The sequence below is a fragment of the Amycolatopsis albidoflavus genome (assembly GCF_039525725.1).
GTDB classification, from domain to species: domain Bacteria; phylum Actinomycetota; class Actinomycetes; order Mycobacteriales; family Pseudonocardiaceae; genus Amycolatopsis; species Amycolatopsis albidoflava.
In genome coordinates this window covers 38,760-61,852 of the sequence record NZ_BAAAHV010000017.1, presented here as the reverse complement: position 1 = coordinate 61,852, position 23,093 = coordinate 38,760, and the positions used below count along the sequence as shown (strand labels likewise).

At 67.8% G+C, this 23,093-nt stretch carries 21 protein-coding genes; 12 read left to right on the top strand and 9 right to left on the bottom strand.

What is annotated here, in order from left to right; all coding sequences use genetic code 11:
• Positions 1–7: 7 nt before the first annotated feature.
• Positions 8–1,129 (bottom strand): DUF5938 domain-containing protein, encoded by a 1,122-nt coding sequence (locus ABD156_RS27830; RefSeq protein WP_344279971.1) that lies wholly within the window; start codon positions 1,127–1,129, stop codon positions 8–10.
• A gap of 40 nt (positions 1,130–1,169) precedes the next feature.
• A complete protein-coding gene (locus ABD156_RS27825; protein WP_344279968.1) occupies positions 1,170–1,973 on the bottom strand; it encodes an SDR family NAD(P)-dependent oxidoreductase in 804 nt (267 codons plus the stop codon).
• A gap of 123 nt (positions 1,974–2,096) precedes the next feature.
• Between ABD156_RS27825 and ABD156_RS27820 the strand changes: the two genes are divergently transcribed.
• The 4 genes from ABD156_RS27820 (at position 2,097) to ABD156_RS27805 (ending at position 5,253) form a co-directional block, all read left to right on the top strand.
• Complete coding sequence (locus tag ABD156_RS27820; RefSeq protein WP_344279965.1) at positions 2,097–2,711, top strand: TetR/AcrR family transcriptional regulator; 615 nt, start codon at positions 2,097–2,099, stop codon at positions 2,709–2,711.
• Positions 2,712–2,806: 95 nt separating this feature from the next.
• Entirely contained in the window at positions 2,807–3,838 is a 1,032-nt protein-coding gene (locus tag ABD156_RS27815; RefSeq protein ID WP_344279962.1) for a Dyp-type peroxidase, read from the top strand.
• The gene (locus tag ABD156_RS27810; RefSeq protein WP_344279959.1) at positions 3,835–4,632 is read left to right on the top strand and encodes a family 1 encapsulin nanocompartment shell protein; all 798 of its coding nucleotides are present in this window, start codon (positions 3,835–3,837) and stop codon (positions 4,630–4,632) included. The genes ABD156_RS27815 and ABD156_RS27810 overlap by 4 nt, the downstream gene beginning before the upstream one ends.
• Before the next feature lie 84 nt (positions 4,633–4,716).
• Positions 4,717–5,253 (top strand): M15 family metallopeptidase, encoded by a 537-nt coding sequence (locus tag ABD156_RS27805; RefSeq protein ID WP_344279956.1) that lies wholly within the window; start codon positions 4,717–4,719, stop codon positions 5,251–5,253.
• Between the two features lie 21 nt (positions 5,254–5,274).
• Here the strand turns inward: ABD156_RS27805 and ABD156_RS27800 are convergent, their stop codons facing one another.
• Entirely contained in the window at positions 5,275–6,480 is a 1,206-nt protein-coding gene (locus ABD156_RS27800; RefSeq protein WP_344279953.1) for a glycosyl hydrolase family 8, read from the bottom strand.
• 705 nt (positions 6,481–7,185) lie between these two features.
• On the opposite strand from ABD156_RS27800, the gene ABD156_RS27795 reads away from it, so the two are divergent.
• Together ABD156_RS27795 and ABD156_RS27790 are read left to right on the top strand one after the other, a co-directional pair.
• Entirely contained in the window at positions 7,186–8,034 is an 849-nt protein-coding gene (locus ABD156_RS27795; protein ID WP_344279950.1) for an ion transporter, read from the top strand.
• A 268-nt stretch (positions 8,035–8,302) separates the two neighbouring features.
• Positions 8,303–8,530, top strand: a complete 228-nt coding sequence (locus ABD156_RS27790) for a hypothetical protein (protein ID WP_344279947.1) — start codon at positions 8,303–8,305, stop codon at positions 8,528–8,530.
• Positions 8,531–9,063: 533 nt separating this feature from the next.
• Here ABD156_RS27790 and ABD156_RS27785 read toward each other — a convergent pair.
• From ABD156_RS27785 to ABD156_RS27765, 5 genes are all read right to left on the bottom strand, one after another.
• A complete protein-coding gene (locus ABD156_RS27785) occupies positions 9,064–9,297 on the bottom strand; it encodes a hypothetical protein (RefSeq protein WP_344279944.1) in 234 nt (77 codons plus the stop codon).
• A 135-nt stretch (positions 9,298–9,432) separates the two neighbouring features.
• Complete coding sequence (locus ABD156_RS27780) at positions 9,433–10,815, bottom strand: GH1 family beta-glucosidase (RefSeq protein WP_344279941.1); 1,383 nt, start codon at positions 10,813–10,815, stop codon at positions 9,433–9,435.
• Positions 10,816–10,817: 2 nt separating this feature from the next.
• Positions 10,818–11,660 carry a carbohydrate ABC transporter permease gene (locus ABD156_RS27775; protein WP_344281209.1) on the bottom strand — a complete coding sequence of 281 codons (843 nt, stop codon included), beginning with the start codon at positions 11,658–11,660 and terminating at the stop codon, positions 10,818–10,820.
• Positions 11,661–11,668: 8 nt separating this feature from the next.
• On the bottom strand, positions 11,669–12,649 hold the full coding sequence (locus ABD156_RS27770; protein ID WP_344279938.1) for a carbohydrate ABC transporter permease: 981 nt from the start codon (positions 12,647–12,649) through the stop codon (positions 11,669–11,671).
• A 2-nt stretch (positions 12,650–12,651) separates the two neighbouring features.
• The gene (locus ABD156_RS27765; RefSeq protein ID WP_377925989.1) at positions 12,652–13,971 is read right to left on the bottom strand and encodes an ABC transporter substrate-binding protein; all 1,320 of its coding nucleotides are present in this window, start codon (positions 13,969–13,971) and stop codon (positions 12,652–12,654) included.
• A gap of 130 nt (positions 13,972–14,101) precedes the next feature.
• On the opposite strand from ABD156_RS27765, the gene ABD156_RS27760 reads away from it, so the two are divergent.
• From ABD156_RS27760 to ABD156_RS27740, 5 genes are read left to right on the top strand one after another with little or no spacing between them, the layout of a single operon-like run.
• A complete protein-coding gene (locus tag ABD156_RS27760) occupies positions 14,102–15,130 on the top strand; it encodes a LacI family DNA-binding transcriptional regulator (RefSeq protein ID WP_344281206.1) in 1,029 nt (342 codons plus the stop codon).
• A gap of 50 nt (positions 15,131–15,180) precedes the next feature.
• Positions 15,181–16,521, top strand: coding sequence for a hypothetical protein (locus tag ABD156_RS27755; protein WP_344279933.1), 1,341 nt, complete (start codon positions 15,181–15,183; stop codon positions 16,519–16,521).
• On the top strand, positions 16,521–17,021 hold the full coding sequence (locus tag ABD156_RS27750) for a hypothetical protein (RefSeq protein ID WP_344279930.1): 501 nt from the start codon (positions 16,521–16,523) through the stop codon (positions 17,019–17,021). Before ABD156_RS27755 ends, ABD156_RS27750 begins: the two co-directional genes overlap by 1 nt.
• Positions 17,014–19,503 carry an Hsp70 family protein gene (locus tag ABD156_RS27745; RefSeq protein WP_344279927.1) on the top strand — a complete coding sequence of 830 codons (2,490 nt, stop codon included), beginning with the start codon at positions 17,014–17,016 and terminating at the stop codon, positions 19,501–19,503. Before ABD156_RS27750 ends, ABD156_RS27745 begins: the two co-directional genes overlap by 8 nt.
• Positions 19,500–20,375: a hypothetical protein gene (locus ABD156_RS27740; RefSeq protein WP_344279924.1), complete on the top strand. Its 876-nt coding sequence runs from the start codon at positions 19,500–19,502 to the stop codon at positions 20,373–20,375. Before ABD156_RS27745 ends, ABD156_RS27740 begins: the two co-directional genes overlap by 4 nt.
• Here the strand turns inward: ABD156_RS27740 and ABD156_RS27735 are convergent.
• The gene (locus tag ABD156_RS27735; RefSeq protein ID WP_344279921.1) at positions 20,344–21,708 is read right to left on the bottom strand and encodes a purine-cytosine permease family protein; all 1,365 of its coding nucleotides are present in this window, start codon (positions 21,706–21,708) and stop codon (positions 20,344–20,346) included. The two genes, ABD156_RS27740 and ABD156_RS27735, sit on opposite strands and share 32 nt — an antisense overlap.
• Before the next feature lie 208 nt (positions 21,709–21,916).
• Between ABD156_RS27735 and ABD156_RS27730 the strand changes: the two genes are divergently transcribed.
• On the top strand, positions 21,917–23,077 hold the full coding sequence (locus tag ABD156_RS27730; RefSeq protein WP_344279918.1) for an FAD-dependent oxidoreductase: 1,161 nt from the start codon (positions 21,917–21,919) through the stop codon (positions 23,075–23,077).
• The last annotated feature ends 16 nt before the right edge of the window (positions 23,078–23,093 follow it).

The following is a 23,093-nucleotide window of genomic DNA, read 5'->3' as shown; positions in this document are numbered from 1 at the left end:
CCCAGTCTCAGGACTGCACCGTCAGAACCGGATTCGAGACCAGCCCGAACGACCGCAGCACGCCGAGCAGCTCACGGTGTCCGAACGCCTGGCAGGCCGAAGCGAACCCGGCCCGCCGCGGCGGTTGCTGCAGCAGCGAATACGCCGCGTACGCCTGCATCAGCCCGGTCTGCTTGTAGTTGCAGGTCCCGTGGATCACGCAGTGCGCGCGACCAAGCGGACCGGACGCGTGCACCGAGTCCAGCGACGTGTTGATCCGCTGGTTTTCCCTGGGCGGCATTTCGTCCCGGACGGCGGCCGCCTGTTCGTGCAGCACCTTGAGTTTTTCTTCCAGCGGCAGGTCTTTCACCTGCTCCAGCACGGCCGCGACGATCTGCGGCACGCCTTGCATCAACGCCCGGTCGAACACGCCGCCGACCGCCTTCACGTTGGCGACGCGCGGATCGTTCTTGAACCACACCGGATGCGACGTCCCGCCCCACGGCAGCGCGAGCCCGATCTCGTGATGCCCCGGCACGGCGACATCCTGCAGCCCGCCGTCGGCTGGCCAAGGCAGGTATTCGTTCTGCTCCAAGTAGTACGCGGCGGACAGCGCGGCGTTCACCAGGATGGTCTGCGTGGAAGCGACTGTGGGGTAACCCTTCCAGAACACCAGGATGTCCAAAGTGTCCAGTCCGGGCGTCTCCAGGCAGAGGTTCGCCGCGATCTCGCCGGTGGTGTACATCTGCGCGATGCCGGGGGAGAGCAGCAGGCCCTTGGCGGCCATGTCCGCGCCGTAGCGCTCTTCGGCAGAGATCAGCCAGTCCTGCTCGCCGGTGGTGTCGAGGTAGTGCGTTCCGGATTCGAGACAAGCCTGGACGACCTCGTGGCCGTACTCGCTGAACGGGCCGACGGTGTTGCACACCACCGACGCGTCGCGGAAAAGCTCGGTGAGCGGACCGGTTTCGTGGGATACCTCGACGACCTCGTGGTCCACGGTGTCGAGGCCGGGAATGTGGTCGAGCGCCGCCTGGACCCGGGCCTTGTCCCGGCCGGCCGCGGTGAAGGGCACGTTGTACTCGCGGAGGTATTCGCAGATCAGGCGGCCGGTGTAGCCGGACGCGCCGTACACGACGACGGGCTTGGTCACTGGTTTTCCTTTCTTGGAGTGCCGGAGCGCTGGAAGGGGTTCACATGCCCATGCCGCCGTCGACCGGGAGGCCGGCGCCGGTGATGAAGCGGGCGGCGTCCGAGGCGAGGAACACGACCGCGTCGGCCATGTCGGCGACCTCGCCGAGCCGTCCGGCCGGGGTCTGCGCGACGACCGCGCCGATCGCCTCCTCGACGCTCGGGAACAGCCCGACGTCGACCACGTCCATCGCGAGCTGGTTGCCCATCTGCGTCGGGACGAGGCCCGGGTACACGCAGTTCACCCGCACCCCGTAGCCGAGCTTCCCGGACTCCATCGCCGCGACGCGGGTAAGCCGGTCGACCGCCGATTTCGTGGCCGAATAGCCCGCGATACCGGGGAAAGCGATGGTCGCGGCCACCGAGGCGATGTTCACGACCGCACCGCCGCGTCCGGCCGCGCCGCCCGGACGCATGGCGCGGAACGCGTGCTTCACGCCGAGCGAGGTGCCGAGCACGTTGACCTCGAGCATCTTCCGCACGTCGGCCGGGTTGAGGTCGGCGACGAGACCGGTGATCTCCACACCCGCGTTGTTCACGACGATGTCGAGCCCGCCGTGCTCGCCGACCACCGCCTCGACCGCTTGCGCCCAGTTGTCGTCGTCGGTCACGTCCAGCCGGACGAACCCGCTGCTGGCCCCGCTCTGCTTGATCGCGTCGGCGGTCTGGCGGCCGAGGTCCTCCTGGACGTCGCCGATGACCACCGCCGCGCCTGCCTTCGCGAGCGCCTCGGCCATGCCCTGGCCGAGACCCTGCGCGCCGCCTGTGACCAGCGCGGTGCGCCCGGTCAGGTCGTAGGAACCCATCGACATCTCCTCCTTGAGACGTGCCGCCGGTGCGGTGTAGGTCACACCGTAGCTAATTTTGGACAGTCGTCAAGATTTTCTTGGACGCTCGTCAAGAAACGCTGTCGCGCTAGACTGCCGGGTGTGACACAGGCGAAGGAGCGCATCTCCCGCCGCGCCGTGGACAAGTTCGCCCAGCGCCGCGAGCAGCTGGCCGAGTCCGCGCTGCAGGCGTTGGCCGAGCTGGGCTATGCCCGCACGAGCCTGCGCGAAATCGCCCAGAAATCCGACTTCTCGCACGGCGTCCTGCACTACTACTTCGCCGACAAGGTCGAGTTGCTCACCTACGCGGTCCGCAAGTTCGAAGAGGTCTGCGTGACCCGTTACGACGACGTGGTGGCAGCGGCGGGCTCGGCTGAGGAGCTGAAACACGGTTTCGGCGCGGCCATGGCCGCCACGCTGCGGACCGACGCGGCGATGCACCGCCTCTGGTACGACCTGCGCAACCAGAGCCTGTTCGAGGAGTCGTTCCGCGGCGATGTGCTCGACATCGACGAACAGCGCCAGGACATGGTGTGGCGGGTCGTGCGGCGCTACGCCGAGTTCACCGAACGGCCTGCTCAGGTGTCGCCGGAGGTCGCGTACGCCGCCTTCGACGGCCTGTTCCAGCGGGCGCTCCTGCAGCAACTCGCCGGTCAGGACGAGGCGGCGGACCGTTTGGAAGCCGACGTCGCGGCTCTGCTCACGCACTTCGTCTGACGGTTACCCCGCCCGAGTGGTGATGCCCGGTGCGCGCGCCCGTCCGTGGTTAGGATGCGCTCGGACGGTCACCGGGTGAGAAGGGGTGCGCGAGCGTGCAAGCGGGGGACCTTGAACCGCCTGAGCCGCAGGCCGTTTCCGCGCCGTTGACGAGGGCGGCGATCTTCCTGATGGTCAGCGTCGACGCCGGTGCCGAGCAGACCGCGAAAGACCTCCTCGCCGACCTGGCCGGGCTGCAGCGCGCGGTCGGCTTCCGCGACGCCAGCGCCGGGCTCACCTGCGTCGCCGGGATTTCGTCCGCGGCATGGGACCGGATCTACGGCGGTCCGCGGCCCGCGGAACTGCACGAACTGCCGGTCTTCGCCGGCGAGAAGCACACGAGCGTCCTCACCGCCGAGGCCGATCTGCTGTTCCACCTCCGCGCGGAACGGCTCGACCTGTGCTTCGAGCTGGAAACGCTGATCATGGACCGGCTGCGCGGTTCGGTGACGGTGCTCGACGAGGTGCAGGGCTTCCGGTACTTCGACGCGCGCGACGTGCTCGGTTTCGTCGACGGCACGGAGAATCCGACCGGAGGCGGCGTCAATCAGGCAGTGCTGGTGGACGACGACGAGCCGTTCGACCGGGGCAGCTACGTGGTCGTGCAGAAGTACCTGCACGACATGCAGGCCTGGAACGCGCTCAACACCGAGCAGCAGGAGCTGGTGATCGGACGGCGCAAACTGTCCGATGTGGAGCTGTCGGACGAGGAAAAGCCCGCCGACGCGCACATCGCGCTCAACGTGATCACCGACGACGAGGGCAACGAGCTCGACATCCTGCGCGACAACATGCCGTTCGGCCGTCCCGGGCACGACGAGTTCGGCACGTATTTCATCGGCTACACCAAATCTCCCGCGGTGATCGAGAAAATGCTGGAGAACATGTTCGTCGGATCGCCGCCCGGCAACTACGACCGGATTCTCGACTTCTCCACGCCCCTCACCGGCGCTTTGTTCTACGTGCCCACAGCGGACTTCCTGGAAGATCCGCCGGACGCCCCGCCCGAGCCGGAACCGCCGGCTGCCGCGACGCCCGCCGGGACGTCGCTGGGCATCGGAAGCCTGCGAAGGAGCATTCGGTCATGAACAACCTGCATCGCGAACTCGCCCCGATCTCCGCCGCCGCGTGGGCGGACCTGGAGGAAGAGGCGAAGCGCACCTTCGCCGAGTTCGCCGCCGCGCGCCGAGTGGTCGACGTCGTCGTCACCGGAGACCCGGCGCTCGCCGCGATCGGCACTGGACGTCGCGAGCGTGTCGGCGACAAGTTCGACGGCGTCGCGACGAGCCTGCGCACCGCGCAACGGATTGTGGAGCTGCGGGTGCCGTTCACGGTGTCGCGCGAGGAAGTCGATTCGGTCGAGTGGGGCGCGAAAGACGCCGACTGGCAGCCGGTGAAGGACGCCGCGCAGCAGATCGCGTACGCCGAGGACCGGATCGTGCTCGACGGTTTCGCCGAGGCAGGCATCACCGGCATCCGCCCGGCGTCGTCGCTCTCGCCGATCGCGCTGCCGCCGGAGGCTCCCGGCTACCCGAAGGCCATCGGTGACGCGATCGCCGAACTGCGCGACGCGGGCGTGGCCGGGCCGTACACCGTGCTGCTCAGCGACGACGAGTTCACCGCCGCGTACGAGGCGGCCAACCACGGTTATCCGGTGCTGGAACACCTGAAGCAGATCGTGGACGGCGACCTCATCCGCACGCCCGCCATCAGCGGAGCCTGTGTGCTGTCCACTCGCGGCGGCGACTACGAACTCCACTTCGGACAGGATCTGTCCATTGGGTACTCCAGCCACGACGCGTCCACTGTGGAGCTGTACTTCTACGAGACGCTGACGTTCCTCGTGAACACCGCCGAAGCGGGGATCGGGCTGACCGCCTGAGCCGTTACCTGATCATGCGGTCTTGTTACGCGGAGCGGACATTCGCCGAACCTTCCGGGGATACCCGCTCGCGATAGTTGCGGCGTGCCGCAGAACAAGATCAAGAACGTGCTGCTCGTGCTGCCCATGGTCGTTGTCGCCGGGTGCTCCGGTCTCGCCGTCCTCGACGGCGACCCGGATCACGACCCAGCTCAAGGCGGCGCTCCCGAGGGCGTCATGCTCACGCCGTTCGACACGAACTACCCGGCCGTCGGGAACCTTGACCCAGCGTTGCGAAAAGCGTTGCAGGACGCGGCAACCGACGCGCGTCAGCGCAAAGTGGACATTCACATCGCGTCCGGCTGGCGAACCAGGGAGTACCAGCAGAAACTGCTGGACGCGGGCATCGAAAAGTACGGCAGCCTGGAAAAGGCGCGGAAGTACGTGAACACGCCGGAACAATCGACGCATGTGTCCGGCAAGGCCGTCGACGTCGCCCCCACCCGCGCCGACGACTGGCTCATCCAGCACGGCGCGAAATACGGACTGTGCCAGGTTTACTCGAACGAGATGTGGCACTTCGAACTGCTCACCGCCCCGGGCGGCAAGTGCCCGCCCACCCGTACGGACGCCGCCGGTTAGCGTCCGTACGGGCGGTCCGGGTCACGGGGCCCAGTAGTTGCCGGACATCACCAGGTAGACCAGCAACTTGATGGTCTCGCCGTAGTAAGTGTCGTCATACGGGTTGCCCGCCATGTACTTCCACAGCGAATCGGTCCACGCCTGATCGCCGGCGACCATCGCCGCGACCCCCACCGGGTTGGCCGCCACCTCAGACTGGTCGCTGGTCTTGGTCGGCGTACCGTCCAATTTGGTGTGCGGATAGATCTTGGCCGGGTTGCCGCCGGACTTGCTCTTGTAGCTGGCCGACTCCTTCTTGGCGACGTCGGTCGCGACCTTGCCGCCGTAGAGCAGCGCGTCAGTGCCCATGTGCCAAGGCACGCGAACGGAGTTGTACCCGACGATGTTGTCCGGCTGATTCTCGAGATGATCCGCCGGCGCGGGCTTCGGGCTGCTGGTGTTCGCGCCGACCACGAAGTCCGACAGCAGATTCGCGTTCGGCGAATACTTGGCGGTGAACTGGGTGATCAGCTGCTCAGTCCGGGTGACGACCTTGTTCCAGTCGTGCGCGGTGTCGTACTTCGCGAACGCGCGCAAGTGGTCGAGCATGAAGTCCGACGGCCGGGTGTCGTCGTTGCCCGCGTCGTCGGCGATCTTGAGATGCCCGTCGGAGGTGACGTCATGCTGGTAAACCTTGGCCAGCCAGTCCTTCGCGGCCGCGCTGTAGCCGCCCCACTGCTTGTCCGCGAGAATCAGCCCGTAGCCGACGTCTAGGTCGCCGTCGGTGGCGGAGTCAGGGGTGCCGCCGTCGGAGTACTTGCAGGTCTTGCCGTCGATCACCCACTGGAAGAGCCCCTTGCTGTCCCGGTGGTCCTGGACGAACTTCCACATCCCGTCGAAAATCGTCTTGGCCTGGTCGTCGTACCCCGCCATCAGCGGGACGATGTTCATCCCGTAACCCTGCGCCTCGGAAACGGTGCCCTTGTTGGGCGCGTCGTCGGTGGCCCAGACGAGGTAACCGCCGCAAGCCTGGCGGAGGTAGGTTTTCTTCCAGGAGTCGTACTGCTTCTTGACCGCGGCGTCCTGCTCGGCCTGGCTGACCGACGGCCGGACACCGGTCTGATAGGTGACGTGCGCGGGAAACGGACGCGCCACAGAAGCCGCGGTGGCGGGCCCAGCACCGACCAACGCAGCAGTAAGCGAAACGGAAGCGGCGGCGAACAGCGCCACCTTCCGGGAAGCGGGCATGGAGAGACTCCTTGTTAGTAAACTTTCCTAACTAGGCGGCGTTGGGGAAAAGCCTGCTGCCAGTGGGGTGATCGTGTCAAGATGTCCGGCTCGGATGGTCCAGGTGTACCGGTTCCGAAGCTTTCCGTAAGCCTGCTTCCACGACCTCCGGGCCCGTTGGCGTTCCGTGAGGGGAACCTTCAGGGACTCCGATTCCCTCAAGGGGCCCCTCACGGACAGCGCCCGCCGCTGCTGCGACGCACCCAATGTGGCATTGGGAGCATGCGACGCACCCAATGTGGCGTTCGGTGCGTCAGATGCACCGAACGCCACTTTGGGGCGCTAGTCAGCCCTGTCTAGCGAGCCCCGCGCGCACCCCGTCGCAAACCGCCGGCCCGCCCAACCGCGGCCCGCCCAACCGCAGTCCGCGCACCCAACTCGCCCACTCCGTGGCGCACCAGCGCACCCAACCAACCATGCACCCACACCACCCCCGCACCCCGATACGAAGCTCTCCTGCGGTCTGAGGGTGCTTGTCAAGGCATCTTTCCCGCCTTGACAAGCACCCTCAGACCGTCAGCACAATCAAGCTTCGGGGTGCCCCCAGTCCCAACCAGCGATGTGCGAAGCACGAGCAGTCCGCCACGCCCCTACAAGATTCCCAGCCCCACCCACGCAAGCATGGGATCATCACCCCCGGCAACAACCAGGGATCAGGGAGCCAGCATGACCACCGGCCGTTCGGCCCAAGCTGAACTCAACAGCGGCATCCTCCCCGGCAACGTCCGGGCAGACGACTGGATCATGCTCGCCCTAGCCGTAATCTCCACCGGAATGCTGGGCTGGCTGCTCATCAGCCCACCCCCACCAGCCATCAGCCACTGGTTCTTCATCACCGACTGCGCCATCTGCGCCATCTTCTTCCTGGAACTGCTCCACCGCTGGCGCAAACAGGCTTGGCGGGCAGCCTTCCTGGCCCGAACCTGGTACGAGATCTTCGCGATGATCCCCGTCGCCCACCCGGCTTTCACTGCGAACCACCACGTCCTAGGCGTAATCCTCCTGATCATCCGCCTAGGCCGAGCAGCAGACCGAGCCGTCGGCGAACAATTCACCTACCGTCTAGTGGACAAACTCTCCGAACCCATAGTCCGCGCCATCAAAAAGCCGGTCACCATCGCTGTCCTGGACGAGGTAGTCAAGGTCCTGGAAACCGGAAACTACCCCGAGAACCTGGCCAAATCCCTCAGCGAAAACAAGACCGAACTACGCGCCATCATCACCGAAAAGATCTCCGAAGACCCACAGTTGGGCAAACTGCGCAGGCTCCCCTTCCACGACGAAATCGTCCGAGCCACCGTGGACACATCGTTCCGAGTCCTGCTGGAAGTCCTCCTGGATCCTCGCATCGACGACTTCTTCTCCTCCGTAGTCCGCGACAACCGCGAGCAAATCCGCCGCGCCGTCGCGCTCGGACTGGCCGATGTGGACGACTCCCCGGACGAGCAACTCCTCCGCACCCGCCCCCAGCGCACCGCCGCACACGAGTACGACGCGAACCACCCCGGTCGTTGATCATCCATTGTGGACATATCTACCCTGCGCCGTCGCGCGCTGACTCTCCGTTGCGGCACAAAGTATTCGCCCGCAATGGGCAAGTGGTGAACCGTCAACCGCTGAAAGAGTGCACTGTGGTCGCGCGGTGCGCGCAGAGGTGCCTGGAGTAGGGTGAGATCTCTCGTTCCGTTGCTGCACAAGGGTTGTGTTGGCTCGAGTACGAGGCGTTCCCGCCGGTGCCGGGGCAGACTGGAGCCGGCGGGGAGGTTGAGCGCGGTTTGGAGTCGTGGACGTGATTGATAGCGGGCAGCAGGTGCGCAAGTGCCGTCGGCGGGACTGTGCGGAGGATTCCTTGTGGCGCGGGCTGTGCTCCGTGCACTGGAACCGCTGGCAGAGCGGCGCGGACGCGCTCGAACTCCCAGACGACGACGTTCCCCCGCCACCCGCGCAGGTCTGGTGGCCGCCGGAGCGCTCGCACGCGCCGTTGAGCAGCCGGGTGCTGCCGGGCTCGTAACCGCTCCCGGCCGCACCGAACACGGTCGGCGCGCGCCCGGTTACTTCGGGCCACCGGGAAGGCATGGGAGCTGCCTTGCTTGCCGGACAACGCGTGCCTGGGTAGTTCTGGGGCACCGGAGAGGGTCTGGGCGCGGCCTTGCTCGCCGGACAACGCGCGCCCGGTTGTTCTGGGGCACCGGAGAGAGTCTGGGTGCCGCCTTGCTCGCCGGACAACGCGTGCCTGGTTGCTTCGGGCCTCCGGAGAAAGCACGGATGCGGCCTTGCTCCGCAGGCAACGCGCGCCTGGCTGTTTCGGGCCGCGGGCGCGCCCTTGATCCCCGGGCAACGTGCGCCTGGCTGCTTCGGGTCGCTGGAGAAAGCCCGGACGTGGCCTTGCACCCCGGGCAGCGCGCGCCCGGTTGCTTCGGGCCACCGGGGAAGGCCCGAACGCAGCCTTGCTCCCCGGACAACACGCCCGGTTGACTCGAGCGCCGGGAACGTCCGGCCGCAGCCTTAGCCCCCGCACAACGCGCGCCCAGGGCTGAACGGCGTTTACCGCCGCGAACGCGGGATCCGCGGCTCCTCGGGCGCGGAGAGCATCCGCACCAGCCGGGCCCGCGCCACCCGGTAGAGCAGGTCGCCTCGGTCGTCCGGGACGACTCTGCCGTCGAGGTCGCGCCCGGCCGCGCGCACCACCACCTCGACCGCCTCGGCGGGCACCCGGCCCGCGAATTCCCCGGTCAGCCACGTGGTGACCTCGTCGGTCACCCGGCTCCGCACCGTCATCGGACACTCCCAGTCTCCGCTCGCGGGGCCGTTCGGGGCGGCCCCGGCACTGGTCCGACGGCCGCGCCCGGGCACCGTGACGCGAAAACTGCAGAGAAAGTCTTTCCTGGCGGCGCGAGTAAACCCGGGAGTAGGTCACCTCAGCGCATTGCGCGCGATCACCTCCGCATACCACCGCGCGCTGCGCTTCGGCGTACGCCGCTGGGTGCGGTAGTCGACGTGCACCAGACCGAAGCGTTTCGCGTACCCCTCCGCCCATTCGAAATTGTCGAGCAACGACCAGTAGAAATACCCGCGCAGATCCACTCCGCGGGCCAGCGCGTCGTGCGAAGCCCGCAGATGCGCGTCGAGAAAAGCGACACGATCGTCGTCGGAAACCTCGCCGTCGCGGAGCACGTCCGGGTACGCCGCGCCGTTTTCGGTGACGTACAACGGTACCGGCGGGTAATCCCGATGCACCTGCAGCAGTGATTCCGTGAGTCCGGAGGGTTGTACTTCCCAGCCGGAAGCCGTGCGCGGCGCGGCCAGGTCCGGGACGAAGTGCACCTGGTCGGCTCCCGGCCATTCCCGGCCCGCCGGCTTGCTTCCCGCCCGTGCCGAACCGGCCACCCGGTAGCCGCGGTAGTAGTTGACGCCCAGCCAATCGATCGGCTTTCCGACCACCGCCTCGTCGCCGTCGCGCACCACGGCGTCGAAACCGAATCGGGCCAGGTCCTCGCGCAGGTCGGCGGGATAGCCGCCGCGCAGCAGCGGGTCGAGGAACAGCCGGTTCTGCAGTCCGTCGATCCGGCGGACGGCGTCGGTGTCTTCGGTGTCGTCCGAGTCCGCGACGACCGGGTACAGGTTGAGCGTGATCCCGGACGGGGAGCTGGTGTGCTGCCGCAGCACGTCCATCGCCAACCCGTGCGCCAGCAGCAGGTGATGCGCTGCGGCCACCGCACCTTCCGGGGAGGTCCGGCCAGGCGCGTGGACGCCCGAGCCGTAGCCGAGCATTGCCGCGCACCACGGTTCGTTCAGCGTCGACCAGCTCGCCACGCGGTCGCCGAGCAGGGCTGCGACGGTCTCGGCGTACTCGGCGAACCGGTAGGCCGTGTCGCGCGCGGTCCAGCCGCCGCGGTCCTCCAGCGACTGCGGAAGATCCCAGTGATACAGCGTCGCCCACGGCTGGATGTCCGCCGCCAGCAACTGGTCCACGAGCCGGTCGTAGAACTCCAGCCCGCGCGCCTCCGGCGTGCCGTGCGGCAGGATTCGCGGCCAGGAAAGGGAAAACCGGTAAGCGGTGAGTCCGAGCGAGCGCATCAGCTCCACGTCCTCGGCGTAGCGGCGGTAGTGGTCGGCCGCCGGGTCGCCGGTGTCGCCGCCCGCGACCGTGCCTGGTCGTGCGGCGAAGGTGTCCCAGACGGACGCCTCGCGTCCGTCCACTGTGGTCGAACCCTCGACCTGGAAGGCCGCCGTGGCGGCGCCCCAGACGAACGCGTCCGGGAACGCGAGCACGTCGGGGGTCGGCTGTGCGGACATGGTCACCCTTTCACGGCGCCTTGCATGATCCCGGCCACGATCTGGCGGCCGAGCAGGAGAAAGACGATGAGGATCGGAATCGTGGCCAGCGTGGTGCCGGCGAGCACCAGCGAGTAGTCGACGTAGTAGCCGCTCTGCAGTTTCTCCAGCGCCACCTGGACGGTCGGGTTGCCCGCGTCGAGCACCACCAGCGGCCACAGGAAATCGTTCCAGGACGTCATGAACGTGAACATGGCGAGGATCGCGGCGGCCGGGCGGACGGCGGGAAGGCACACGTTCCAGAAGATCCGGATCATGCTGCATCCGTCCACGCGCGCGGCTTCGATCAGCTCGTACGGCAAAGCGTCCACTGTGTACTGTCGCATCCAGAACACGCCGAACGCGGTGACCAGATTCGGCACGATCACCGACTGCAGTCCGCCCGCCCAGCCGAGTTTCGACATCGCGATGAACAGCGGGATGATGCCGAGCTGGGTCGGGACCGCGAGCGTCACCACGATGAACACGAACAAGCCGTTGCGGCCGCGGAAACGCAGTTTGGCGAAGGCGAATCCGGCGAGCGACGAGAACAGCACCGTGGTGAGCGTGACTGTGCCGGACACGAGGACGCTGTTGCCGAGCGCCCGCCAGAACGGCACGGTGTCGAAAACCCGGGCTGCGTTGGCGAAGAAGTTGCCGCCTGGCAGCAGCGGAGGGATCCGTTCGGTGAGCATTCCGTTGTCGCGGCTGGCGACGAGAAATGACCAGTAGAACGGGAACAGCGAACCGAGCACGAACACGATCAGCACGCCGTAGGTCGCCTTGCGCGGCTTGCCGAGCTGGGCCGCGCGCGCCCGCAGACTCATTTGGACGCTCATCCACGCCTCCCTGCGAGCCGCCCGGTGACGAAGTAGTTGATCAGCGCGATCACGACGATGATCAGGAAAAGCACCCAGGCGATCGCGGACGCGTATCCGAGATTGAAATTCTCGAAAGCGGTTTGGTACAGATACAGCGTCACGGTCTGGAACTGGTGTGTGGAACCGCCGTTGTTCGACCCGGGCATCGCGTCGAACAGCTTGGGCTCAGTGAAAATCTGCAGCCCGCCGATCGTCGAGGTGATGGTCACGAAGATCAGCGTGGGTTTGAGCAGCGGCAATGTCACGTGGGTGAAGCGCCGTACGGTGCCCGCGCCGTCGATCAGCGCGGCCTCGTGCAATTCCTTCGGAATGGCTTGCATGGCGGCGAGAACGATCAGCGCGTTGTAGCCGGTCCACCGCCAGTTCACCATGATCGCGATGGCGACGTGGCTGGCGAACCGGTTGGCCTGCCAGTCCACTGGGGACAGTCCGAGTGTCTGGAGCACGCCGTTGACGAGCCCGTACCGCGGGCCGAACAGGTTGGCGAAAATGATCCCGAGCGCCACCAGGCTTGCCGCGTAGGGAAGCAGAATGCCGACCCGCCAGCTGGTCGCGCCGCGCAACCGCAGCGTGAGCACCGCGGCGAGCAGCACCGCGATGATCAGCTGAGGCACGCTGGACAGCAGGAAGATGCTGACCGTGTTTTCCAGCGCGTGCCAGAACTGCGTGTCCGAGAACAGTTCCTTGAAGTTGTCGAGTCCGATGAAGTCCGGGTTGTCGTCTCCGGCTTTCCAGGAAAACAACGACACGTACGCGGTGTACAGCAACGGGAACATGCCCACGATGGCGAACACGATGAAGAACGGCGCCACATAGAGATACGGCGAGACTTTGACATCCCAGCGAGCCAGCCGGTCGCGGAGGCCGGGCCGCGCCGCAGCGTGTTGCCGCGTCGTGGCCCGGCGTTCCGGAGCGGTCTTGTCGGTGACAGTCATCGTCAGCGGGTGAGTTTCTTCGCGCCGTCGATCAGTCGCTGCCAGCCGTCCGCGGCAGAAGCGCCCTGTTCGACCGACTGCAGTGCCGGGCTGGAGACGTTTTCCTGGATCTGGCCGTCGTTCGGGCCCTTGTACTGCGGCTTCGACACCTTCTTCGCCTGCTCGGCAAACAATTCGCCGATCTTCGCGCCGCCGAAGTACGCGTCGGTCGCGTTCAACAGCTGCGGGCTTTCCAGTGCCTTCGCCTGGCTCGGGAAGTTGCCCTTGGCCTCGAACGCCTTGATTTGCTGCTCCGGCGCGGTGAGCCAGGCGGCGAGTTCAGCGGCCTCGCGCGGGTGTTTGCTCTGCGCCGGCACCGTCAGGTACGAACCGCCCCAGTTGCCGCCGCCGCCGGGAAATGCCGCGGTGACCGCCCATTTGCCCGCGTTGTCCGGCCCGGCCTGTTCCTTGATCACCCCGAGCATCCATGCCGGACAAGCCTTCGTGGCGAACGCGCTCTGCTTGAACCCGGAATTCCATTCGTTGCTGAACGCGGTGAGCTTCGCCGATTCGCCTTTCGCGACCGCGTCGGTCACCTTCGCCCAGGCGTCCTTGATGCCCTGGTTGTTTTCCACGGTGAGCTTGTCGCTGGTGTCGAGGTAGCCGACCGGCAGCTGGTTGACCATGGAGTTGAAGTTCTGCGCCGCCGAATCGAACCACGCTTTGCCAGTTTTGGCGGTGTACTGGGCGCCTGCGGCGAAATAGCTGTCCCAGGTGGCGAAGAGCGGCTTCACCGCCTCCGAGTCGCTGGGCAGCCCGGCCGCGGCGAGCAGGTCCTTGCGGTAGCACATGGCGAGCGGGCCGATGTCCGTGCCGTAGCCGATCAGCTTGCCGTTTTTGTCTTTGCCCGCGTCGTATTTCCACGAAAGCCAGCGGTCCGGCTGCACGCTCGAAGGCCCGATCTTGCTCAGGTCGTTGAACTTCGAGGACTTGCTGAGGATGTCCGACAGGTGGCCTTCCTCGACGGCCTGCACGTCGGCGAGGCCGGAGCCGGCGGCGAGCTTCGTCATCATGTCCTGCGCGTACGGGCCGCCCTGCCCGGTTTTGCGGTGGGTGATCTTGATGTTCGGGTGCAGCCGCTCGTACTCCGGGATCAGTGCCTCGTAGCCGAACTCCGTGAACGTCGCGAGCGTCAGCTCCACATGCTCGTTCGGCCCGGCCGCCGCGGGCACGTCTCCGTCGCCGCCGCAGGCCGCGGCGCTCACCGCGGTCATCGTGATGCCCAGTGCCAGCACCAGGCCCTTCCGGAACGTTGTCACCGTCGTCAACCCCTTGGAAGTCATTCTGGGAGCGCTCCCAGATGCCGCACGAGTGTGTTGCAGGTAACGAGGGATGTCAAGGCCAGAGTCTCCGGGAGCGCTCCCGGTCGGCCGCCGTTAAGCTGGCCCGACCGACAGTCAGGGGGTGGGCGAAGTGGCGCCTCGGTCCGAGGACGAGCGGCCGACGCTGGAGGACGTCGCGGCGTTCGCCGGGGTTTCGCGGTCCACCGCGTCGCGCGCGTTGAACGACGACGCGTACGTCAGCGCGCGCTCGCGCGAGAAGGTGCTGGCCGCGGCGCGGGACCTCGGGTATTCGCCGAATCAGGCCGCGCGCTCGCTCGTCACCCGGCGGACCGGCGCGATCGCGGTCGTGCTGTCGGAGCCGGAAGCGCGGCTGCTCGACGATCCGTACCGGACCGCGGTGATGCGCGCGGGCTACCGGGAACTGGCCGACGTCGGCTGCCAGATGGTGCTGCTCTTCAGCGACACCCGCGAAGATCTCGGCCGCACCGTGCGGTTTCTGGAGGGCGGGCACGTCGACGGCGTCCTCGTCTTCGCTCCGCATCGCGCCGATCCGCTGCCCCGGGCGTTGCGGCTGCTGAAGCTGCCCACGGTGTTCGGCGGGCAGGCCGCTGATCTGCGCCGGGGCGTGCACCTGGTGGATTTCGACAACGAGGGCGGCGCCCGGCAAGCGGTGACGCACCTGGTGGAATCCGGCCGCCGGCGGATCGCGACCATCGCGGGCCCGCAGGACCAGGGCGCGCCGATCGACCGGCTCGCCGGCTGGCGCAAGACGCTCGTGGACGCCGGGATCGACCCGGCCGGGCTGTCCGAGGAGGCCGACTTCACGCTGGCCGGAGGCGCGAAAGCGATGGCCGCGCTGCTGGAACGGGTACCGGATCTCGACGCGGTGTTCGTCGGCAGCGACATGATGGCGGTCGGCGCGCTGCGCACGCTGTCGGACGCTGGACGCGACGTGCCCGGCGACGTCGCGGTGGTCAGCTTCGACGACAACGCCGCGCTGGCCCCGGCCATGACGCCACCGTTGACCTCGGTGCACCAGGATCCGCGCGAGCAGGTCCACGCGATGGTCTCGACGCTGATGCGGCTGCTGGACGGCGAGGACGTCGCGCCGGGCGCGCAGATCCTGCCGGTGTCGCTGGTCGTCCGCGAGTCCAGCTAGCCCGGCTCTTCCGGGACCCCTCCCAGCCGCCTCGCCTTACCTTCCCCGGCATGGGAGCGAACGAGGGGCGCGGCCGGGCCGCCGCGGCGCGGGTGCGGGAGGTGGCGACGCCCGAGCTGTACCGGCGCAATCCCTTCCGGATCGTCGGGCTCACCGCGACCGCGACGCGGCGGGAGGTGCGTGAACGGCGCCTTCGAGTCCTAGGGGTGCTCGAAGTCGGCGGTGCAACACCCGACGGGGTGCCCGCGGACGCGACCGTCGACGAGGTGCGGGCGGCCTTCGACGCGCTCGGCAACGCCGAGCACCGGCTCGTCGACGAAGTCTTCTGGACCTGGGGCCTGCCCAGCGACTGCGGGTGTCCGCTCCAACTGCACCAGAAGCACGACAACGCGGTCGCCGCCTACGCGGCAGCCCTCGACGCGGAAGCGGACCGCACCGACGACCACCCCACTCCATTGTGGACCGAGGCCGGTCGGTGCTGGGGAGCGGTCCTGCGGAGCGAATCGTTCTGGCGGCATCTGAATCACCGCGTCGAAAAGCTGGGCGACCGGCGGCTGGACGAATCCACTGTGGACGGGATGCGGCTCGCCTTGCCGGACGCTTTGCTCGCGCCGTTGATCGAGGTGGCGGCCCGGTCGGCGGAGCCGCGGCGGTTCACTGGGTATCTCGCGGTGTTCGGGGCTGATCGTCATGCCGTCGAGGACGCGCGTGCGGCTATCGCCGACGGGACGTATCGGCGGGCCGAGTCGTTGCTCAAGGATTTGCGGGGCGAGCTGGACGGGAACCGGGCCGAGGCCGCCGCTTGGCGGGCTGTCGAGGAGACCCAGCCGTTGTTCGACCGGCTCGAAGAGGTCGTGCCGAGGGCGGAATTCCGGCGTACGGCGTCGCTTTCGGAGTCGATCGCAGTGGTGGCGAACAATATCGGGGTCGCGCTGGCGGACGCGGGAGGCGGGACGGGGCTGGTCCGGGAGGTGTTCGCGGTCGCTCGGCGGTGCAGCCGCGATCCGGAGACGTTGGAAGCTGTGGCGCGCAACGAGATCGCTGCCACGGCGTATGTGCCCAGCCGTCCTCCGGAGCGGGAGCCTTCGGCGGCCCGGATCGGCGGCGCGTTGCTGCACGCGGTGGCGGCGGCGGTGTTCCTGGTCCTGAAGCTTCCACAGGACGCGATTTTGGCCTTCGTCTTTCCCGGCGCGGTTGCCGGGGCGTTGATGAATTGCTTTGTGGCGGCTCGGCCATGGACGACCTCGGGGCGGTATCCGGCCCTGCTGGGGCTGGACTTGGGGGTTTATCCGGTGCTCAGTCTGATTGAGGTGCCGCACTGGCTTGCCGTTGTCGTGGCGGTGGTGCTGGTGTATGTCGCCCCGTTCGTTCGGGTGCAGAGGGGCTTGTGATGCGAGACCGGCGGGGCGAAGAAGCGCGGCAACGCAAGCAGCACAAGGAATTCCGGATCGCTGAACCTGGCCTGCGCGAGGAGGAGCGCGCTCGGCTTCGTGACGCGCTGGAACAACTCTCCGCGGTGTTGACCGATAAGGACAGTGCGTCGCCACTGTCCGAATCGGACTTGGCGGAGGCGGCGACGGCGTTGTGGCGGGCGCGCCGCAAGCTCGCCGGGGTCGAGGACCGGGTCGCGCGGCAGGCGGGCCGGTTCCTCAGCGCGAGCCAGGACGCGCTCGACGCGGCGGGGGTGCTGGTGCAGGACCACGACCGGATTCCCTTCGGCTCGGGGATGGCGCTCGAGGTGCTGCTGTTCCAGGACGAACCGGACCTGGACGTCGAGCGGGTGGTGGAAACCGTGCGGCCGTCGATTTACCTGACCGGCCGCCGGATCCAGATGGGACAGGTCATCGTCGGGCGCCCGGCCGCCCGGGGGAACGGGGAAGCGGATGCGTGACACGATCGATTTCGGGATCGACCTCGGCACCACGAACAGCGCGATCGCGGTGCTGGAGGACGGTGCGGTGGTAGTGATCAAGAACAACGCGCAGATGGATTACACGCCGTCCGCGGTCTGGAGCCGACGGCGCGGTGTGCTCGAAGTCGGCGCCGGAGCGCGGCGAAGGCTTGAGGACGATCCGGAAAGCGTGCAGATCGAATTCAAGCAGGCCATGGGATTGCCGGACGCGCGACGCGAATTCCCGAAGGCCGGGTTCAGCATGACGCCGGTGGAACTGTCCGCGGAAGTGCTGCGGTCGCTGCGAAGTTCCGTCGTTCCACGGGAAATGCCGGACGCGGCGGTGATCACCGTGCCCGCGGCGTTCCTGCTCAACCAGACCGAGGCGACGCAGGAAGCCGCGAAACTGGCCGGGTTCACCGGGAATTGCCCGCTGCTGCAGGAACCGACGGCGGCGGCGTTCGCGTTCGGGTTCCAGAACGAAAGCAAAGGCGCGCACTGGATGGTGTTCGACTTCGGCGGCGGAACGTTCGACTCCGCGGTGGTCAGCACTGTCGAAGGGGAACTGAGCGTGCTGCACCACGCGGGCGACACCCACCTCGGCGGCCGGAACATCGACCAGGCCGTACTGGACCAGATACTCGCACCAGAGGCGGCCCGGCAACTCGGCCTCAGTGATTTCACCCGGGAGAATCCGCGTTGGCGGCGGAACTTCGCGCGGCTGCGCAGCGCCGCCGAGACGGCGAAAATCCAGCTCTCCCAGGCGGAACAGACCCAGGTGATGCTCGACCTCGACCGGGGCGACGGCCAGGAGGAGATGTTCGAGTACGTCGTGCGCCGCGAGGAGGTCGATCAGGCGGCGCGACCGTTTTACCTGCGCGCGGTGCAGTTGTGCCGATCCGCGCTGGAGTCGGCGAATTTGCGTCCGGCGGACATCGACCGGCTGCTGCTGGTCGGCGGTCCGACCCTCGCGCCTGGTTTGCGTGAACTGCTGGCCGATCCGTCGGCCGGTCTCGGCATTCCGCTCGACCACAGCCAGGACCCGAGCACCGTGGTGGCACGCGGTGCGGCCGCCTACGCCGGAACAGTGGCGCGCCCGCGCGCGGTACGCCCGGCAAAGCGCGGGGAATACTCCCTGGAACTGTCCTATCCGGCCACCACAAGCCTGCCGACCCTGCCGGTTTCCGGCCGCTGTTCGACGGACGGCTCAGCCGACTGGTCGCGGTTCCGGATCGCGCTCAGCGCCCCGCAGCGCAGGCCGGTCTACCGAACGTCCGAGGTTTCCCTTTCCGCTGACGGCACTTTCACTGTCGACGTCGTGCTCGACGAGCTGAGCACGAACCGCTTCGAGATCGAATTGCTCGACCCGACCGGCGCGCGCGTTCCGGTACAGCCCGACTCGCTCACGATCACCCACCAGCTCAACGAAATGATGGGTCAGACCGTGGTCAACACAGTCGGCCTGACCGAGGCCGACGGTTCCTTCACCCCGATGCTGATGAAAAACGCGCCGCTGCCGGCGGCTAAGCGGCAGACGTTCTTCACCACGGCGACGCTGCAGCGCGGCAACACGTCCTCGGTGATCCGGATCCCGGTCGCGGAAGGCGAACGCCGTCGCGGCGAGCGCAACCAGCAGGTGGGCGTGATCGAGATTCGCGCCAAGGACGTGCGGTTCGATCTGCCGCGCGGCAGCGAAGTTGTGATGACCTTCGAGATGGACGATTCGCGGCAGGTGTCCGTGGTCGCCGAGGTTCCCTTGCTGGACAACGAGTTCGAGGCGGTCATCGATCTCAAACAGCAGCATGTGCCGGACCCGCAGACGCTGCGGCGGCTGTTGAACGAGCTGGAGGCGCGCCACGAACAGGTGCGGAGTGAGGTCGTAAGGACGCGTTCGGACCGGGCACGCGGGCTGCTGAACCGGCTCGACGAGCAGGGCAGTGTGGCGGCGGTCCGGGACGAGGTGCGCTCCGGCGGCACCGACGAGGGGGCCGCGGTCGCCGCGGAACGGCGGATGCGCGACGTGCAGGCCGACCTTGACGACATCGAAGCAGAGCTGCGCGTTCCCGAGGTGCTGGAACGGCTGCGGGACCAGATCGACCACTGCCGCGAGCTGGTCGACCGGGTCGGTGCGGACGAGGACCGGACCGAGCTGGCCGAGATCGAACGCCGGTACGCGGCGATCGCCGAATCGCACGACACCGAGGCGGGCGAGCGGTTGTCCGATCGGGCGCTGGACCTGCAGGTTTTGCTGCTGCGCCGGGACGGTTCGCTGGATCTCGAGGTATTCAACGCGCTGCGGGCGTCGCGCGACACGATGTCCGATCCGGCTCGCGCGCGGGAGCTGATCCGCGAGGGCGAACACGTGGTGGCGACGTCGAACTGGGCCGCGCTGCCGGACGTCAACCGCCGGTTGCGTCGGTTGCTTCCGAATGACCGGCCGGGTCAGCCGGGTGGCGGCATTCTTCGCGGGGAGCGCGAATGAGCGGGCTTTCGCAGGCGCTGGAACGGGAACTCGTCCTCGCCGAAGGTGCCGACCTCGCCCGTCGCGGCGATTACGAAGCGGCCGTCGCACTTCTGGAGCCAGACTCAGCGGGCGACCCCGCCCGGCTCGATCTGCTGGCGCGCGTCCACGCGCAAACCGGCGATCTCGCCGCGGCCGATGCGGCGTGGGCGGCGGTGCTTGCCTTGCAGCCGGACAATTCCGCGGCGGAGGCAGGACGCCGGGTGATCGCGAAAGTCCATTCCGGACGGTTGCGGCACCGGCCGATCCGCCGGTATCTGCTGACTGCCGGGGCCGTGGTGCTGATCGGCGGCGCGATCGCGGGCGGGGTGGTCCTGACGACGCGTCAGCCGCCTCCTGCTCCGGTGGCCATGGCGGCCAAGCCGGATGACGGTCTCCGCGCTGAGGTGGATCGCCTGCACGGCGAGGAATCCCGCGATGCCGCTGCGGCTGAGGAGCGACAGGAGCGCCTGAACCAGTTGGCGAAGACCTTGGTCGCGCCAGGAGTGACCACGAAGGCAGGAACCGACGCTGTAGCTGTCAGCTTCGACCGCAGCCTGTTCAGTCCTAACGCGACAACGCCGAACGAGGCTGGGCAAACGGCGTTGACCGAATGGGCGAACGTCCTCAAAGGACGATCCGTGCGCATAACGGTGATCGGCCACGGCATCGCTGTCCCCGGCGGCCCGTCAAGCGGCGGCTCGACAGTCTCCTTGGCTCGCGCGTCCTCCGCGGCCCGGGTGCTGGCCGGAGCGAGCGGATTACCGTTGACCGCGTTCGCGATCTCGAGCGCGGATCAAGGCGCGACCCCGGCCCGCACGGTCACGCTCGAAGTGCGGCCGACCGACGCATGAACGCCACATACAACGCGCCAGGCACGATCAACCCCAGCAGCCACGAAATGTCCGCACCACCGAGCAGCGGCGCGATCGGCCCAACAAAAATGCCCTCCACGTTGGCGAACGGAATCTGCACCGCGATCCCCAGCACGTAAGCAGTCAGCGCGGGCCAAGCCCATCGGCCATAGCGGCCATTCGGGTCGTAGAGCGCCGCCAGGTCGTACTTCTCCTTGCGCAGCAGGTAAAAGTCGACCAGGTTGATCGAACTCCACGGCGTGAGGAAGTACAGCAAGAAGTCGAGGAACAGCACGAAGTTCGACAGGAACTGCCCGCGGCCGAGGATGGCGATCACCGCACCGACCACGCCGACGCCCGCGATGTAGCCGATCCGCGTGGCCTGCGAGAGCGCCGCGCGACGGCCGAAGCCAGTCAGCGCGGTCGCGACGGTCATGTAGCCGCCGTAGATGTTCAGCACGTTCACCGTGAACTTGCCGAGCGCGATAGCCAGCAACAGCGGGATCAACAACGCTTCGCCACCGAGGCCGACGACGTACGCGACTTCGTGGCCCTTGAACGCTTTCCCGGCAATGGCGTACGCCATCGCACCGAAGGACATCGCCCACACCGCGCCGAGCACCGTGCCGCCGTACGTCCACCAGAACGTCGCGCGCACCGAGGTCGCCGACGGCAGGTAGCGCGACGTGTCGGCGACGTACGGGCCGAAGGTGAGCTGCCACGACGCGGTCAGCGAGATCGCCAGCAGGAACTTCGGGAAGTCCAGGTGCGGCGCGGCGAGCACCGCACCGAGGTCGTGCCCGCTGACCAGCCGGATCGTCAGGTAGAGGAAGACGACCACGGACAGCGCGGACGCGAGCCAGCCGAACCGGTGGATCAGCCGGTACCCGACGATCGCGATCAGCGCCGAGGCGAGTGCGTAGACGGCGATCGCGGCGTCCGTCGGCAGATGCGTGATCTGGGCGACCGCCTGGCCGCCGAGCAGCGAACCGCTCGCGAAATAGCCGAGGTACATCACCACGACGAGCACCAGCGGGAGCGCCGCGCCGTACACGCCGAACTGCGCGCGCGACTGGATCATCTGCGGGATGCCGAGCTTCGGCCCCTGCGCGGCGTGCAGCGCCATCGGAACGCCGCCGAGTGCGTTGCCGAGCACGACCGCGACGATCGCCCACAGCGGATGCACGCCGACCAGCACCGTCAGCGCGCCGGTGACCGCCGAGGTGATCTGCGTGTTCGCGGCGAACCACAGGGTGAACAGGCTGCGCGGGTGCCCGTGCCGCTCGGACTCGGGCACCGGGTCGATCGAGCGTCGCTCCAATGTGGCCGCCACGTGCCCTCCCGCGGATCTTCGGTGAATGCGCTGGACGAACTCAACGTCAGCGCGGGCCTGCCGGCCAAGTAGCCGCCGGATGATTCTGTCTCGGATCCCAGACCCTGACTAGCTGTCAGCGCCTGGCAGCGGACTGCCAGCGGAGTGTGCGGCCGGTGCCAGCCGACGCCGCCACTCTTCAGCGGTCACCAGCTCACAGGGGAGAACAATGCAGACTCCAGTCACCATCATCGGCGCCGGCCTCGGCGGACTGACCCTCGCCCGGGTCCTGTACCTGCACGGGATCCCGGCCACGGTCTACGAGGCCGAGTCGTCGCCGATGTCGCGGTCCCAGGGCGGACTGCTGGACATTCACGATTACAACGGCCAGATCGCCGTCGAGGCCGCCGGTCTCATGGACGAGTTCCGCGAACTGATCCTCGAAGGCCGCCAGCAGATGCGGATCATCGACCCCGACGGCACCGTGCTGCTGGACCATCCCGACGACGGCACTGGCGGCCGCCCCGAACTGCTGCGCGGCGAGCTCCGGCAGATGCTGCTCGACTCGCTCCCGGACGGCACCGTCCAGTGGGGTCGGAAGGTCAGCAACGTCCGCACGGTCGCCGACGGACACGAGGTTTCCTTCGCCGACGGCGGTTCGGTCGTCGCGAAGCTGCTGGTCGGCGCGGACGGCGCGTGGTCGCGGGTGCGGCCGCTGCTGTCCGACGCAGTGCCGGAGTACATGGGCCTCGCGTTCGTCGAGACCTACCTCTACGACGCCGAAACCCGGCACCCGGCGGCCGCGAAGGTCGTGGGCGGCGGCGGAATGGGCGCGCCGGGGCCGGACCGGCGCATCATGGTGCACCGCGAACGCGACGCGCTGCACACCTACGCGATGCTGAACAAACCGCAGGAATGGTTCGACGCACTCGAAGGCCTCGACACCCCGGCCGCTCTCGCCCGGATCGAGGCCGAATTCGACGGCTGGGCCCCGGAACTCCGCGAGCTGATCTCCGGCGGCGACACCCCGCCGATCCTGCGCCGGCACTATCGGCTGCCGGGCGTGCACCGGTGGGAGCGGACCCCGGGCGTGACGCTGATCGGCGACGCGGCCCACCTGCAGGGCCCGAACGGGGAAGGCGCGAACCTGGCCATGCTCGACGGCTCCGACCTCGCCGAACTGCTCGTCGCGCATCCGGGCGACGTCGAGACCGCGCTGACCCTGCACGAGGAACGGATGTTCGCGCGCAGCGAGGAGGTCGCCGCCGAATCCGCGGAGATGGTCAAGCGGATCACCGCCGACCACGGGAAGGATACGGCGAAGGTGGTGGCCGAGGGGTTCCGGCGGATGCTCGCCAAGAAGCGGGAACCGGCGGAACGGGTCAGCTGAGACTGCGCCGGGCACG